Annotated in this window: 13 protein-coding genes; 6 read left to right on the plus strand and 7 right to left on the minus strand. The window is 75.5% G+C overall.

Annotated features, from left to right (window positions below; translation table 11 throughout):
* The coding region (locus ACYP53_RS43720) for an SAM-dependent methyltransferase (RefSeq protein ID WP_459651544.1) at window positions 1-440 on the minus strand (440 nt) is incomplete at its 3' end.
* 2,040 nt (window positions 441-2,480) lie between these two features.
* Here ACYP53_RS43720 and ACYP53_RS43725 point away from each other — a divergent pair.
* The 3 genes from ACYP53_RS43725 to ACYP53_RS43735 are packed head-to-tail and all read left to right on the plus strand — an operon-like array spanning window position 2,481 to window position 4,508.
* Window positions 2,481-2,741 carry a hypothetical protein gene (locus ACYP53_RS43725; RefSeq protein WP_189920732.1) on the plus strand — a complete coding sequence of 87 codons (261 nt, stop codon included), beginning with the start codon at window positions 2,481-2,483 and terminating at the stop codon, window positions 2,739-2,741.
* A 31-nt stretch (window positions 2,742-2,772) separates the two neighbouring features.
* Window positions 2,773-3,756 (plus strand): 3-oxoacyl-ACP synthase III family protein, encoded by a 984-nt coding sequence (locus tag ACYP53_RS43730; protein ID WP_459651539.1) that lies wholly within the window; start codon window positions 2,773-2,775, stop codon window positions 3,754-3,756.
* Window positions 3,753-4,508: an SDR family NAD(P)-dependent oxidoreductase gene (locus ACYP53_RS43735; protein WP_189920736.1), complete on the plus strand. Its 756-nt coding sequence runs from the start codon at window positions 3,753-3,755 to the stop codon at window positions 4,506-4,508. The genes ACYP53_RS43730 and ACYP53_RS43735 overlap by 4 nt, the downstream gene beginning before the upstream one ends.
* Before the next feature lie 815 nt (window positions 4,509-5,323).
* On the opposite strand, the gene ACYP53_RS43740 is transcribed toward ACYP53_RS43735, so the two are convergent.
* A complete protein-coding gene (locus tag ACYP53_RS43740) occupies window positions 5,324-6,571 on the minus strand; it encodes an alpha/beta hydrolase family protein (RefSeq protein ID WP_459651538.1) in 1,248 nt (415 codons plus the stop codon).
* A gap of 264 nt (window positions 6,572-6,835) precedes the next feature.
* Here ACYP53_RS43740 and ACYP53_RS43745 point away from each other — a divergent pair, with 264 nt between their 5' ends.
* The 3 genes from ACYP53_RS43745 to ACYP53_RS43755 all read left to right on the plus strand — a co-directional run bounded on the left by ACYP53_RS43745 (window position 6,836) and on the right by ACYP53_RS43755 (window position 9,357).
* Window positions 6,836-7,756 carry a TetR-like C-terminal domain-containing protein gene (locus ACYP53_RS43745; protein WP_459651537.1) on the plus strand — a complete coding sequence of 307 codons (921 nt, stop codon included), beginning with the start codon at window positions 6,836-6,838 and terminating at the stop codon, window positions 7,754-7,756.
* Between the two features lie 138 nt (window positions 7,757-7,894).
* A complete protein-coding gene (locus ACYP53_RS43750) occupies window positions 7,895-8,527 on the plus strand; it encodes a hypothetical protein (RefSeq protein ID WP_459651542.1) in 633 nt (210 codons plus the stop codon).
* 476 nt (window positions 8,528-9,003) lie between these two features.
* Window positions 9,004-9,357: a hypothetical protein gene (locus ACYP53_RS43755; RefSeq protein ID WP_459651536.1), complete on the plus strand. Its 354-nt coding sequence runs from the start codon at window positions 9,004-9,006 to the stop codon at window positions 9,355-9,357.
* A gap of 17 nt (window positions 9,358-9,374) precedes the next feature.
* On the opposite strand, the gene ACYP53_RS43760 is transcribed toward ACYP53_RS43755, so the two are convergent.
* The 5 genes from ACYP53_RS43760 to ACYP53_RS43780 all read right to left on the minus strand — a co-directional run bounded on the left by ACYP53_RS43760 (window position 9,375) and on the right by ACYP53_RS43780 (window position 13,176).
* A complete protein-coding gene (locus ACYP53_RS43760) occupies window positions 9,375-10,199 on the minus strand; it encodes a hypothetical protein (protein WP_459651535.1) in 825 nt (274 codons plus the stop codon).
* A 315-nt stretch (window positions 10,200-10,514) separates the two neighbouring features.
* Complete coding sequence (gene tpx, locus ACYP53_RS43765; protein ID WP_189925276.1) at window positions 10,515-11,015, minus strand: thiol peroxidase; 501 nt, start codon at window positions 11,013-11,015, stop codon at window positions 10,515-10,517.
* A 49-nt stretch (window positions 11,016-11,064) separates the two neighbouring features.
* Complete coding sequence (locus ACYP53_RS43770) at window positions 11,065-11,463, minus strand: hypothetical protein (protein WP_459651534.1); 399 nt, start codon at window positions 11,461-11,463, stop codon at window positions 11,065-11,067.
* A gap of 166 nt (window positions 11,464-11,629) precedes the next feature.
* The gene (locus tag ACYP53_RS43775) at window positions 11,630-12,022 is read right to left on the minus strand and encodes a hypothetical protein (RefSeq protein WP_459651533.1); all 393 of its coding nucleotides are present in this window, start codon (window positions 12,020-12,022) and stop codon (window positions 11,630-11,632) included.
* Window positions 12,023-12,651: 629 nt separating this feature from the next.
* Window positions 12,652-13,176, minus strand: a complete 525-nt coding sequence (locus ACYP53_RS43780; RefSeq protein ID WP_459651545.1) for a GNAT family N-acetyltransferase — start codon at window positions 13,174-13,176, stop codon at window positions 12,652-12,654.
* Between the last annotated feature and the right edge of the window lie 822 nt (window positions 13,177-13,998).

Here is a 13,998-nt window from a genome sequence, read left to right on the forward strand (position 1 = left end):
AGCGGGCGCCGGGCTTGAGGAGGGAGTGGATCTGCTTGAGAAGAGACGCGGTAGCGCTGGGTGTGCTCCTTGGGGGTGAGGGAGGACAGGACGAAGTGTTCGAGGGCGTTGATGCAGAACGCGGCGTCGTAGGCCTCTTCGCCGTCGGCGAGGCGGGTGTCTTCCCAGCTTTCGACGCGGGCCTGGATGGCGGGGTTGTTCAGGGCGTCGACGAAGTCGGCCTGGGTGCGGGAGAGGGTGACGCCGACGGCGCGCTTGACGCCGTGGACGGTGGTGAGGCGGTTGAGCATGGTGCCCCAGCCGCAGCCGACGTCCAGGACCTTGGCGGTGTGGGCGGCGCGGGCGAGGTCGGTGAAGGCGTCGAGCTTGCGTTCCTGGGCTTCGTCGAGGACGGCGACGAGGTCCTCGCCGTCCTCCCAGTAGCCGCCGGAGTACATCATGGTGGGCCCAGGATGAGGCGGTAGAGCTCGTTGGGGACCTCGTAGTGGTGGCGGATGGCCTCGACGTCGGGTTGATGGAGCGGGCTTCGACGGTGGTCATGGGATGGGGCCCCTCGGGTGGTGGTGACGGGAATGGACGGTTACGGATAGCGGCCCGGCCCGGTGCGGTGCGGCCTGGTGCGGCCGGGGCCTGGCGTGGGCCGGTCCGTCCGCGGGAGGCGGGCGGGCCGGTGCGGCGGGCGCCGTGGCGGCCCGCGTGCCGGCTGGCCGGCCCGGGGCGGTGGTGTTCTGTCGCCCGGACCGGTACTGCCGCATTGCTGCCGCATTGGTGCGTCGCCCAACAGGCGTGCGGGCTGCGGCGGTTGGTGTCCGGACGCAGGGTCTGGACGTTACGGTCCGGGCCGTGTCGCCCGGACCGGTGCTGCCGCGTGGTGCGCTGCCCGACGGGCGTGCGGGCTGCGGCGGTTGGTGTCCGGACGCAGGGTCTGGACGTTACGGTCCGGGCCGTGCTGCCGGGTGGTGGTGCGCTGCCCGACGGTTGTGCGGGTTAGGGCGGTTGGTGTCCGGACGCAGGGTCTGGACGTTACGGTCCGGGCCGTGCTGCCGGGTGGTGGTGCGCTGCCCGACGGGCGTGCGGGCTGCGGCGGTTGGTGTCCGGACGCAGGGTCTGGACGTTACGGTCCGGGCCGTGCTGCCGGTGGTGGTGCGCTGCCCGACGGTTGTGCGGGTTAGGGCGGTTGGTGTCCGGACGCAGGGTCTGGACGTTACGGTCCGGGCCGTGCTGCCGGGTGGTGGTGCGCCGCCCCAACGGGCGTGCGGGCTGAGGCGGTTGGTGTCCGGACGCAGGGTCTGGACGTTACGGTCCGGGCCGTGCTGCCGGGCGGTGGTGCGCCGCCCCAACGGGCGTGCGGGCTGAGGCGGTTGGTGTCCGGACGCAGGGTCTGGACGTTACGGTCCGGGCCGTGCTGCCGGGCGGTGGTGCGCTGCCCGACGGGCGTGCGGGCTGAGGCGGTTGGTGTCCGGACGCAGGGTCTGGACGTTACGGTCCGGGCCGTGCTGCCGGGCGGTGGTGCGCTGCCCGACGGTCGTGCGGGATAAGGCTGTTGGTGCCCGGTCGTGCTGTCCGGGCGGGTGGTGCCGTGGCGCGCGGGCCGTTCGGACGGTGCCGGCCGTACGGTCCAGGTCGTGCTGTCCGGGCGGTGGTGCCGTGGTGCCCGGACGGGTGGTGCCGTGTGGTGCGCCGCGGGTGGTGCGTCGCCCGACGGTGTGCGGGCTGCGGTGGTTGGTGCGGGTGGTGCCGGGTGGTGCCGGGTGGTGCTTGGGCCTGGTGGCCTTCGCGCACGGCGGTCCGGGTGCTGGGTGGTGCTTGGGCCTGGTGGCCTTCGCGCACGGCGGTCCGGGTGCCGGGTGGTGCTTGGGCCTGGCGGCCGTCGGACATGGGTGCCGGGTGGCGGGCCGGCGGGCCGGCCTGGGTGGTGCGGTGTGCCGGTGTGCGTGCGGGTGCGGTGTGTTGTGGGTCAGGTAAGCGTGTGTCTCGCAAGCGGTGCGCAAGGGGGTCGGGGGGTGGGGGTTGCGGGGCGTTTGCGCGGGCGCGGGTTTCATGCGGTCTCGACAGGACACGCGGTCTGCGGGCCGGGCCGCTTCCCTTGCGGGGGTGGCGGGTGTCTGTCCGGGCCTGTGCCGCTCCTGCCCGTGCGGGGGGTGGTTTCGGGTTCCGTCGCCGGCTTGGTGCCGGTGTTCTCGGGACTGTCCGTCGCCTGCCGTCCGCTCGTCCGCTTCTCCGGTTCTCCGGTTCTCCGGTTCTCCGTTGTCCGCTCGTCCGCTCGTCCGCTCGTCCGTTGTTCGTGGTCCTCGTGGGTGCCTGTGCCGGGCATGCCGGTGTGTCGAGGGGGCCGTGGGGCGGGCGCGGTGCGGGGCGGGTGCGGGGCGGTGTGGGTGGGGGGTGGGTGCGGTGGTTCCCCTTCCGTTGTTCGACGCCATATCTGACAGCCGCCCGGTTTCCCCGTCCTGGGGGCGGGCGAGGAGAGGAAACGATCACCCATGTCTCAGATCCCCACCATCGAGGACCTGGCGCAGCAGTTGCAGGCGGTGTCCGGTGCGCGTGAGATCGACGCGGACGCGGCGTTGCAGCACATCGCGGATGTGGACTCGCTGGACCTGATGGAGTGGCTGTACGGGTTCCAGAACCAGTACCCGCACATTCCGGCCGACGAGTCGCTGTTCGCGGACATCGACGACACGACGACGCTGCGGGTGGTGCACGAGCGGATCCTGGCGCTCGTCCCGGCCGAGGCGAACTGAGCCCCGGGGGCGGGGAGAGAGGGGTCGGGTGATGAGTGGTTTCGACGTCGCCGGCTGGGGGATGTGGGTCCCGGAGACGGTGGTGACCAGTGCGGACCTCGCGCAGCGGTTCGGGGTGGACGAGCACTGGATCGTCTCGCGGTGCGGGATCCGTGAGCGTCGCGCGGTGGGTGCGGGGCAGACCACGGCGTCGATGGCGGTGGAGGCGGGGCGCCGTGCTCTGGAGCGGGCGGGGCTGACGGGTGCGGACATCGCGCATCTGATCGTGGCCACGGCGACTCCGGAGCAGCCCTCGCCGGCGACGTCGGCGTTCGTCCATGACGAGCTGGGTATCGCGGGCAGCGCGCACGACGTGAACTCCGAGTGTGCGGGGTTCGTGTACGCGCTGGTGACGGCGGCGGGTCTGATGCGCATGGACCCGCGGCCGATCCTGGTGATCGGCTCGGACACCCACACCCAGACCGCGAACCCCGCCGACCGGGACCTGTCGATCCTGGTGGGGGACGGGGCGGGGGCGGTGGTCCTCACCCCGGGCCCGGTGGAGCGGATCCGGGCGTGGAACCTGGGCGCGGACGGCAGCTGCAAGAACAGCCTGAAGGTCCTGGCGGGGGGCTCAAGGATGCCCACCACCGCGGAGACCGTCGCCCAGGGCCTGCACTACGCGCAGATCAACGGCAACGAGATCTACCTCAACGCCGTGCGGTACACGGTGCGTACGATCCGCGAGACGCTGGAGCAGGCGAAGGTCACGGCGGCCGACGTGGACCACGTGGTGCCGCACCAGGCGAACATCCGCATCATCAACTCGGTGCTCTCCCACACCGGGATCGGCCCGGAGAAGCTGGTGACGAACCTGGAGCGCTACGGCAACACCGCCTCGGGGTCGATCCCGATCGCTTTGGCGGAGGCGCTGGACGCGGGGCGGATCAAGGACGGGGACACGGTGCTGCTGGCCGGGTTCGGCGCCGGCATGACGTGGGGCTCGATCCTTTTGACGTGGGGAGGGGCGCGATGAGCGGCAAGGACGCCTTCGGCACGCGACCGGATTCCCCGGTGGCGCTGGTCACCGGTGCCTCCGGGGGGCTGGGTGGTGAGCTGGCCGTGGCCCTGGACGCGGCGGGCTGCCGGGTCGCGGTCCACTACAACAGCTCCCGCGAGGGGGCGGAGAAGACCGCGGCGCGGCTGGCGAACCCGCACGTGCTGGTCACCGGCGACGTGTCCGACTACGGCGCGGTCACCGCGATGTACGAGGAGATCCGGGCGGAGCTTGGGCCGGTGGACGTGCTGGTCAACAACGGCGCGATCCGCAAGGACTCGCTGATGGCGATGCAGGACCCGGCGCAGTGGCGGCAGGTGATCGACACCAACCTGGTCGGCTCCTTCCACACGGCGCGCGCGTGCGTGCCGGCGATGCTGCGCTCGCGGTGGGGGCGGATCGTCAACATCGTCTCGCCGTCGGCGCTGATCGCCACCGCCGGGCAGACCGCCTACTCGGCGTCCAAGGCCGGGCTGATCGGACTGACCCGCACCCTGGCGGCGGAGTGCGGACGGCGCGGGGTGACCGTCAACGCCCTGTCGCCCGGCTTCATGATCACCGGTATGACGGACACCCTGCCCGAGCACGTCGTCGCCGGGATGCGCGACAAGGTGCCGGTGCCGCGGTTCGTCACCCCGAGCGAGGTGGCGCGCTCGATCACCCTGTTCCTCGACCAGGACTGCATGACCGGCCAGGTCATCAGCATCGACTCCGGGGCCTCCATCACCTGACCGGCCCCCTCACCGTCCCCCCTGACCACCCCTCACCGTCCCCTGGCCACCCCGGGCCCGGCCCGCCACCCCGGGCCGGGCCCGGGGCGGCCTCCCGCCACCCTCACCGCCCCGCCCCCCGGTTCCCGCCCGCCTGACGGGACCACCCCGCGCCCCCGTCCCCGGCCCCCTGCCCGGGGACGGGGGCGCACCCCGTTCCAGGGCCGCGCACCGGCCGTCCGCGACGCCCCGGACGGCGGGACCGGGGCCGGCTCCCGGGACACCCGGCGCCGCGCACCCGCGGTGCCCGGGGCCGGGGGGGGGAGTGCGGCTTCCCGCGGGCCCGGGTCTGGGGGCGGCTTCCCGCGGGCCGGTGCTTGGTGCTTCGGGGCGCAGGCCGCCCGGGACACCCGGCGCCGCGCTCCCGCGGTGCCCGGGGCCGGGGGGAGTGCGGCTTCCCGCGGGGCCCGGGTCTGGGGGTGCGGGTCTGGGGGCGGCTTCCCGCGGGTCCGGTGCTTCGGTGCTTCGGGGTCCGGGTTGCCCGGGAGATCCGGCGCCGTGCTCCCGCGGGATCCGGGTCTGCGGGGTCCGGGTGTCCGGGGGCGCGGTACAGGGGAGGTCCGGTGCCCGGGTGCCGTGGTGCTCGCGGGCCCGGTGGGGCGGACGGCGGTGCCCGGAACGGGCGCCGGGGCGGCACCGGGGCGGGTGCGGGGCGGTGCGGGGGGGGCGGGCGCCGTGCCCTCATCCGGCGTCGTGCCTTCGCGCGGCGTCGTGTCCTCGCGCGCCGGCGGGTGAGGGCAGGGCCTGCGGCGGGGCGGACGGCGGGGCCCGGTGTGTCAGGGCCGGTGTGCCAGGCGCGGCGCCGGTGCGGGCGCGGGCGCGGGTGCGGGGGTCAGGGTGCTGTCCAGCCAGTCGAAGACGCTCTGGTGGAAGCGGGCCATGGCGCCCATGTGGCAGTGTTCGCCCGCGCCTTCGGCCTCGGTCAGGGTGATCAGGGTGTGCGGGCAGGTCAGCGCGGCCTGGACCTGCTGGGGCTGGCCGCGGAAGAACTGGTCGTTCTCGGCGTCCAGGACGAGGGTGGGGCACGTGATGAGGTGGGCGAGGCCTTCGAGGGTGTAGTCGGCGGTGCGGCGCAGGTAGTCCGCGACCGAGGAGGCGCCGAACGTCCACACCCCGTTGCGCAGGGCCCAGCGCAGCTGGGTGCTCTCCCGCATGAGCAGGCGCATGACGGGCTCGACGAGGTCGTCGCGTCCGTCCTCGGTCCACGTGCGCAGGAACGCGGGCAGGAACCGGTCGTGGGCCTGGCCGTAGCTGTAGAGGCCGTCGTCCAGGACCAGGGCGGCCAGGCGGTGTTCGCGGGCGGCGGCGCGGGCGGCCAGGTAGCCGCCGAGGCTGTAGCCGAACAGGACCAGGGCGTCGGCGGCGACCTCGCGGCGGGTCAGCGCCCAGTCGAGGACCGGGGTCACCACCGCCTCCCAGTCCGGACGGAAGACCAGGTGCTGCTCGCGCAGCGCCGCGCCCTGGCCCGGCCCGTCGTAGGCGAGCACGTTGTAGCCGCGGCGCAGCGCGGCCGCGGCGACGGCGAAGTAGGACTCCTCCAGGGTGGAGTCGAAGCCGCTGGTGAAGACGACGGTGGGGCGCGGGGCGCCGGAGTCGTCGGCGAGGAAGAGGTAGCCGGGCAGGGTGGTGTCCTGGTAGGGGATGCGCACGGCCTCCACCGGGGTGTCCATCAGGGCGGTGGCGGCGGCGAAGGTCTCCCGGGAGAGGCGGGACAGCTCCCGGGCCTCGGGGTCGTTCGCGGGGTCGTCACGGCGGTAGAACTCGGCGGTGCGGTAGTAGTTCGACGCGCGCAGCAGGGCCTCGCGGGCGCTGACCCGGTGCCCGGCCGCCAGGGCGTCCTCGGCGACGGCGTGCGCGCGCCGCGCGGTGGCCTTCCACTCCCGCAGCCAGGCCTGCTCGTCGCCCTCGCCGATCCTGGCGGCGCAGGCCACCACCTCGCCCAGGTCGGCGCCGCCGTCGCCGGCGAACCCGGCCGCCCGCAGCGTCTCGAAGGAGAACGACTCGTCCTCGAAGAGGAACCGCATGGTGCACTCCCAACCCGTAGGCGAGACGGAACCGTTCCGTCTCGCCTATGACGCTAGTCCCCTCCCAGTCGAGACGCAAGCGTTCCGCCAGGTGTAGGTTCGGGCCATGCCCGCCACCCCCGCGCCCCGGCCCGCCCCCACCACCGGCACACCCCCGAAGCCCCTGCCACTCCTGCGGCCCCCGCCACCTCCGAGGCCCCCGAGGCTCCCGCGGCCCCCGCCACCTCCGCCGCCCCCGAGGCCCCTGGGGCTCCCGTGGCTGCCGTGCGCCGCACCCCGGGCGGGCCGGTCCTCCAGGACTCCGTCACCGAGGCCATCGCCGCCGCCTTCTTCGAGGAACTCGCCGCCGTCGGCTACGCCCGCCTCTCCCTGGAAACGGTCGCCCGACGCGCCGGCGCCGGCAAAGCCGCCATCTACCGCCGCTGGCCCTCCAAACTCGACATGACCCTCGCCCTGGTCCGCGCCGTGGCCGTGGACGCCACCGAGATCAAGGACACCGGCACCCTGCGCGGCGACGTCCTCGCCTTCCTCACCGCCACCGCCGACGCGCTGCGCCACCGGCTCCCGTCCAGGATCGTCCCGGACCTGATCGCCGAGAGCGGCCGCAACCCCGAGCTGGCGCGGGTGCTGCTGGGCGCCGTGCGCGACACCCGCCGCGGCAAGGCCGCCCAGCTGCTGGAACGGGCCGTCGAGCGCGGCGAGCTGCCCGCCGGCGTGGACCACGAGATCGCCCTCGACCTCCTCGCCGGCCCGCTGTACTGGCGCCTGGCCGTCGTCCACACCGCCACCGCCCCGACTACCTCGAACGCCTCACCGACAAGCTCCTCGCCGCCTTCGCGGCCTGACCCGACGCCCGGCGGCGCCGGCCGCGGACGCGGCCGCGGCCACCGCGGCCGGGGACGGGTCGTCAGGACGCCCGGGCCCGCGGCAGGCGCCCGGGGCCTGGGGGCGCGGCGCCGCGGCGGGCACGTGGGTACGCGGGCACCCGTGCGCGACGAGGCCCGCCGCCCGGCGGCGCCGGCCGCCGGGGCCGGGGACGGGCCGTCAGGACGCCCGGGCCCGCCGGGCACGGGAGGCGGGGCAGCGCCTCGCGGCTGCGGTGTCACGGCACCGAGGGAGCCCCGGGCGCCGCGGGAGCCCCGGCTGTTCAGGACGGTGGTTCTCGGCCCCGGGAGGACGGGGTGAGTTCCAGGCCTCGCCGTCACGCGAGAGCCCGAAGGTGTCCGGCCCTCCTCCCGGTCAGGTGTCGCAAGAGGCCGGATGCCCGGCGTCATCCAGAGGCGGTACGGGCAAGGGTGCGGAACACTGCGCCGGGTGATCGTGATGCAGCCCGTCCTGGAGATCAACACCCCCGAGGACTTCGACCTCTGGCCTATCGCCGGGGTCGAGCCGTTCGCCTTCCTGCCCCTGAACGGCGCACTCTCACCCGCCGAGGTCGGGACGGCGGTGATGCGCATCACCGCCTGCAACGACATCGACCCCGACGGGGACCGGCCGCCACGGCCGGCCGACCCGCTCCAGTCCTTCCTGCACGGACTGCTGACCTTCGACCACCTCTACGCGGCCGGCGGCCTCCGCGTCACCGACCACGCGACGGGGGTCGCCTTCCTGCCCGGCTGCTGCGACGGGCTGGAGGACTGGCGCGACTGGCACGTGTTCGCCGACGGCGGCGGCCTGCTCGGGTTCGGCCACGAGCCCGTGTCACCGGTCGCCGAACGTTTCGGCGACACCGTCCGGCTCACCGTCAACGCCGAGCACAGCGGCAGCCCGGTGATCGAGCTGCCCGTGACCGAGCTGCGCCACCTGCTCGCCGGCGCCGAGCGCGACCTGACCTACTTCCTCGCGCTGGCCACCGCCTGGGCCCGCCGGCGGATACCCGAGCACGCCGGTCCGGTCACCGCCGCCCTCGCCCGCGTCCTCGACCTGCCCGCACCGGCCGCGGCGCCGAAGCCGTAGGCCGCCCGACGGCGTCGGCCAGGGGCGGGGCCACGTCGGCCCGGTCCGTCTCGACACCGCCCCGCACCCTCACCCGCACGACCCGGAAACGGGCCGGGCGAAACCGTTTCGGTGGGGCCAGAAACTCGCCGGCGCGGACACCCGGGCGCCACCGGGGGGCCAGGGGCCGGCGGGAGTGCGGGCCCGGCCCGCTGCCTCGCAGGGCCGGTCCCACCGGGGCGCCCGCGTCCCGCAGCACCGCAATCCCGCAGTTCCGTGCTCCCGCTGCGCCCGGGGCGCGGTGGGGCGGGGCCGTCGGGCCCTGTCCTGCGGACTGTGGCGGATCAGGGCGCGGTGCCGGGCGCCCGGCCGGGCCCACCGTCGCGACGGCGCCGCGATCGGCGCGCCGCGCCGGCGCCGGGGACTGCGAGCACCGCGGCGGCGACGCCGTCCCGTTCGGCCGCCGCCGGTGACCGGCGCCGGTGTCGCCTTCGCCGGTGTCACGTCCCCGGGTGGTGCCGGAGCGTGCGGGCCTCGCCGCCCTTGCCCGTGTCCTCGGCCTGCCCGCAGCGGCCGCGCGGACGGACGGACGGACGGACGGACGGACGGACGGCCGGGCCGGGCCGGCCGGCTTCGCCGCCGCACCGCCCCCCGGTCTTGACGCCGTCGTCCACGGCATGGGCACCGACTGGCCGTCCGGCCCGGTCGAAGGCCGCGTCGACGGCCTGAAGGCGCTCGGGCGCGGCATGTCCGGCGGGGCGGGGCCACCGCTGCCGCGCGAGCGGCTCCTGGTGACTGACCGCGGCCGGCCGGCGGCCACGGTGACCGGGTGTCGGCTCGCGGACCGGTAGCGCCGCCACGCTGCGGATCAGCGGCGGGCCGGCCGGCGGCGCTCGATGCGGTCGAGGTCGCCGGCGAGCAGGTCGAGGTGGCTGATGGTGAAGTCTGCGTTGGGCATGGCTTCTCCGCCGCCGTAGTACTGGCCCATGACGGTGGTGGGGAGGAAGGAGCGCAGGCTGTGGCGCATGCCCTCGGGGTAGTCGACGCTCTCGCCCCAGCCGCGGGGGGCCTCGTCGCTGGACAGCAGGACCCAGTGGTCCACGGGCACGAGGGCGTCGAGATCCGGTGCCGCTCCGGTGTGGCTGTCCAGCGCCGGCACGGTCAGCTGGTCGGGGTCGAGGGGCGGGTACCACAGCAGCAGGGGTTGGGCCCGTTGCGCGTCGGCGTTGTCGAAGCAGCAGACGGCGACGGTGTGGTCGGGGAAGTGGTCGGCGTAGAAGCGCAGGAGGTCCGGGTCGAGGGACGGGCGCCGGTGGGCCGGCACCTGCCGCAGGGCGGCGGGGATCGCGGTGGGGTCGTCGGCCAGGAGCACCGTGTAGACGTCGTGCTCGAAGACCTGGACGGCCTGGGGCTGCGCGCTCATCCACGCGGTCTCGTCAACCGCGACGGCGATGGGGCGAACGGCGTCGACCATGCGCTCCAGGACGTCGGCGCCGCGTCCGGCGGAGAGGAAGTGCCCGGGGGTGAGCCGCTCGGTGGGCAGGTGCAGCAGCAGCGCGTTCGGGCCGCTCGCGAGGTTGACGGCGGTGTTCTGGTAGCCCAGGACATGGATGAGGCCGTGCACGGGGTGGTGCTGCCGACCGCAGTACACGATCGTGCCGGAGAACGCGGCCTCACTGGTCGAGATGCACATGGTGGCAAGGTAGCGCCCCCGTTCGTGCGGGAACCGGGAGGGTCCGCGTGAGTCCCGGTCGCAGACACGCACGGACCGTGACGGCTTGCTGATCGCCCTCACGGACTCCGTGCCTGGACCCGTATGACCCGACGAAACCATCGCCGGGCTGCTCGCGGGGCGGGGGCCGGGTCCTGGTGGCGGGGGTGCGGGGCCGGGATGCGGGCGGCGGCCCGGCCGCCGGTGCCGCGTGCCTGCCGGGAGGGGCGGGGTGCGGGCCGGGGCGGGGCCGCCGTCGGGGTGCGCGCGGTGCGGCGCGCGGGTGCGCGGGGTGGGTCAGGCGAGGACGGCGAGCGCGGCGTCGTAGTTCGGCTCGTCGGCGATCTCGGCGACGAGTTCGGTGTGCAGGACGGTGTCGTTCTCGTCCAGGACGACCACGGCGCGGGCGGTCAGGCCGGCCAGCGGGCCGGAGTTGATGGCGACGCCGTAGCTGTCGTGGAAGTCGCGGCCGCGCAGGGTGGAGAGGGTCTTGACGTTGTCCAGGCCCTCGGCGCCGCAGAAGCGGGCCTGCGCGAACGGCAGGTCGGCGGAGATGCACAGCACGACGGTGTTCTCCAGCGCGCCGGCCTGGGCGTTGAAGGTGCGCACCGACGTGGCGCAGGTGGGGGTGTCGATGCTGGGGAAGATGTTGAGGACCTTGCGGGTGCCCGCGTAGTCCTTGAGGGAGGCGTCCGCGAGGCCGGCGCCGACCAGCGTGAACGCGGGGGCCTGGCTGCCGGCGGCGGGCAGCGCGCCGCCGATCTCGACCGGGTTCCCCTTCAGCGTGACCTGAGCCATGAAAGCCTCCTAGCAGCGGTGTGTGTACGGGTGTGCAACGCCGCTGATCCTACTGCCCGCCGGTGGCGCGTCCCTCGGCCGGCCACGGGCTGGACACCGGCCGCACGCCGGCCGCGTGCCGCCCGGCGGGGCGGGGTGTCAGGCGGACCGGATGGGGCGTGGCGGGTGGCCGGGATGTCGGGGGTGCCGTTGGGCAGGGCGGGTTCGGGGCGGGTTCGGGGGCGGGGGTGCCGAAGGGGTCACGGGTCGCGGATGACGGGGACGGGGGTGGCCTGTTGCCGGCGGCGCCGAACAGGAGCGCGGCGTTGGTGGTGAGGTGGCGCTCGCGGGTGGCGGTGGCGCGGCCCGGGGAGTAGACGTCGAGGCCGGTGGCCCGCTGTCCGGTGGAGCGCTGTCCGGTGGAGCCGGGCCGGCCGTCGCGGTGGCGCAGCCGGGGGACGGCGGACATAGCTTCGTAGAGGAGGGCGTCGAGGGCCTGGACGGCCTGCCGGGGGCGGGGATGGTCTGTGCTGGTCGGCGGTGGTTCTGGCGGGTGACGTGGTCGTGGTGGCCGGCGGCGATCCGGCCGATGTTGTTGACGGACCCTCCGGTGGGGGAGTGCGGGTCGGGGGTGTTCATGTCGCCGGAGCGGGAGTCGAAGGGCAGGGGTTTGGCGTCGGCGACGGCGAAGCGGCTGGCGCCGGATTCCCCGCCGGTGGGGTCCTGGTCGAACCAGGTCTCGTCGCCGGGGCCGGAGGTCTGGTGGAGGGGGTCGCCGAGGAGGGGGCCCGGGTGAGGCCGGTGGCGACGCGGCTCTTGGCGGGCAGGTGGCTGACGGGGGCGTTCTCGGCGTCGCCGGCCCAGACGTGTGCGGGGCCGATGTGCGGGTCGCAGGCTTTGCCGGGGCCGGGGCCGGTGCCGCCGTTCATCCGGGCGCCCGGGCCGGCGGTGGTGGAGCCGTAGCTGTGGGCGAGGGCGAGGGCGAGGGCGACGAGGTGGGCGGGTGGTCCGTCGTGGGTGGCGCGCACCGGGTGGGAACGCCGGTCGGGCCGCTCGGCGACGCCCCGTGCCCGGCGGGAGGTCCTGCGCCGGGAGACCGCCAGGGGGCGTGCGGCCCGCCCCGCAGGTACGGGTCCCCGGTGTCCGGCCCGCGCGCCCGACGGGGTGCGGCGTGCGGGCGGGTTTGCCGACGGCGTCGCCTCCCGCATCGAGGCCTGCCCGGGTACGGTCCGTCGCCGCGGCGGCGCCGCGGGCCCTACCACGGGCGGGATGTGACGGCGCGACCTGCTGCCGGTGTCGGGCAGCCGGGCCGCGGTCCTGTGTCCCGGGAACGGCGGGCTGGCGCCGCCATGGGCCGGCGCTTCCCCGGCCGGGCCCGGAGCGAAGTCCAAGGGAAGTCGCCGTGTCCGGCCCGGTCCGTGTCCCGTCCGGGCCGCGACTGGTGACCGGTCCGGGCCCGGCGGGGCCGCTGCCCGGGTGCCCGCCGGTGGGGATCCTCCGGCCGAGGGTGGTCGCCCGGGCGGTGTGTCACCGGCCCGCAACGGCTGTCGCTGGCACTGCAGGCAGGTCTGTTCGTTCGCCGGACGCGGACCTGCGCCTCGCCCGGGGCCGGTGCGGGCGGTGCCCGGCGCCGGCCCCGGGCCGGGGTGGCGGCGGGTCAGGGTGGCGGCGGGTCAGGGTGTGGTGGTGCCGTGGTCCAGACGGTCTCGTAGTACGCGAGGCGTTCGTCCTGGCCGGCCGGGCGCATGCCGCAGGCCGCCATGACGTGGCGGGAGGCGGTGTTGGCGAGGTCGGTGTCGCCGCGTACCCGGGTGGCGCCGAGCTCGCGGGCCAGGGAGAGCAGGGCGCGCAGGGCCTCCGAGGCGTAGCCGTGGCCGCGCGCGGCGGGCACCAGGCCGTACCCGACGCTCACGCCGCCCTGCGGATCGGCCGGGCCGTGGAAGCCCGCCCCGCCGATCGCGTGCCCGTCGCCGCGCCGGCGGATCTCGTACGCGCCGAACGGGCCCGTCCCGCCGTCCTGCCCGCACACCTCCAGGAAGCGGCGGGCACCGGCCACGTCGGCTCCTGACGGGTAGCCGGCCTCCCACCGGTCGCCCGCCTGCGGGGCGTTCGCCGCGATGCGCCGGGCCAGCGCGGGGTCGAGCGGGCACAGGATGAGGCGTTCCGTCACAAGATCGTCCATACGGCTGTCGTAGCAGCCCCGGCCCGGGGCCCGCACCCGGTTTTCCCGCCGGGGCCGGCGCCGTGGGCCTTCGGTGCGTGACGGACGGATTCTGCGGGGTCCGTGCCGACTGGAAGATCGGCTACGGACCGGCGGACCACCGTCCTGGCCATGGTCCAGACCGGCCGGACGACGGCCCGGACCGGTCGGGGTTCGTCGAAGGCGGCGTCGAAGGTGGCATCGCGAACAGGACACCGGCCCGGCACCGGAAGTCGGCCCGTCCGACTTCTCGTGCCCGGACCCGAGCCGGTCCTGGGTCGGCGCGGCGCCGGAGGTCGGCCCGTCCGGCTTCTCGTGCGGCTCTGGCCGGTTCGGCCGGGCACGGGCCGGGATCCGCGTGGGTCTGGGGTCGGCGCGGAGCTGGAAGTCGGCGGGTCCGACTTCTCGTGCCGTTCCCGCCGGTGCGGCCCGGCCCGTGCCGGAGTTCGGTCCGGGTCCGGGTCCGGGTCCGGGTCCGGCGCGGCGCCGGAGGTCGGCCTGTCCGGCTTCTCGTGCGGCTCTGGCCGGTTCGGCCGGGTCCGGGCCGGGATCCGCGTGGGTCTGGGGTCGGCGCGGAGCTGGAAGTCGGCGGGTCCGACTTCTCGTGCCGTTCCCGCCGGTGCGGCCCGGCCCGTGCCGGAGTTCGGTCCGGGTCCGGGTCCGGGTCCGGCGCGGCGCCGGAGGTCGGCCTGTCCGGCTTCTCGTGCGGCTCTGGCCGGTTCGGCCGGGTCCGGGCCGGGATCCGCGTGGGTCTGGGGTCGGCGCGGAGCTGGAAGTCGGCGGGTCCGGCTTCTCGTGCCCGTT

The organism is Kitasatospora sp. Ki12 (assembly GCF_054601375.1).

Bases quoted from the DNA above. Each gene is read 5' to 3' on its own strand.
- ACYP53_RS43725 (WP_189920732.1), top strand. From the start codon at position 2,481: ATGTCTCAGATCCCCACCATCGAGGACCTGGCGCAGCAGTTGCAGGCG.
- ACYP53_RS43730 (WP_459651539.1), top strand. From the start codon at position 2,773: ATGAGTGGTTTCGACGTCGCCGGCTGGGGGATGTGGGTCCCGGAGACG.
- ACYP53_RS43735 (WP_189920736.1), top strand. From the start codon at position 3,753: ATGAGCGGCAAGGACGCCTTCGGCACGCGACCGGATTCCCCGGTGGCG.
- ACYP53_RS43740 (WP_459651538.1), bottom strand. From the start codon at position 6,571: ATGCGGTTCCTCTTCGAGGACGAGTCGTTCTCCTTCGAGACGCTGCGG.
- ACYP53_RS43750 (WP_459651542.1), top strand. From the start codon at position 7,895: ATGCAGCCCGTCCTGGAGATCAACACCCCCGAGGACTTCGACCTCTGG.
- ACYP53_RS43760 (WP_459651535.1), bottom strand. From the start codon at position 10,199: ATGTGCATCTCGACCAGTGAGGCCGCGTTCTCCGGCACGATCGTGTAC.
- tpx (WP_189925276.1), bottom strand. From the start codon at position 11,015: ATGGCTCAGGTCACGCTGAAGGGGAACCCGGTCGAGATCGGCGGCGCG.
- ACYP53_RS43770 (WP_459651534.1), bottom strand. From the start codon at position 11,463: ATGTCCGCCGTCCCCCGGCTGCGCCACCGCGACGGCCGGCCCGGCTCC.
- ACYP53_RS43780 (WP_459651545.1), bottom strand. From the start codon at position 13,176: ATGGACGATCTTGTGACGGAACGCCTCATCCTGTGCCCGCTCGACCCC.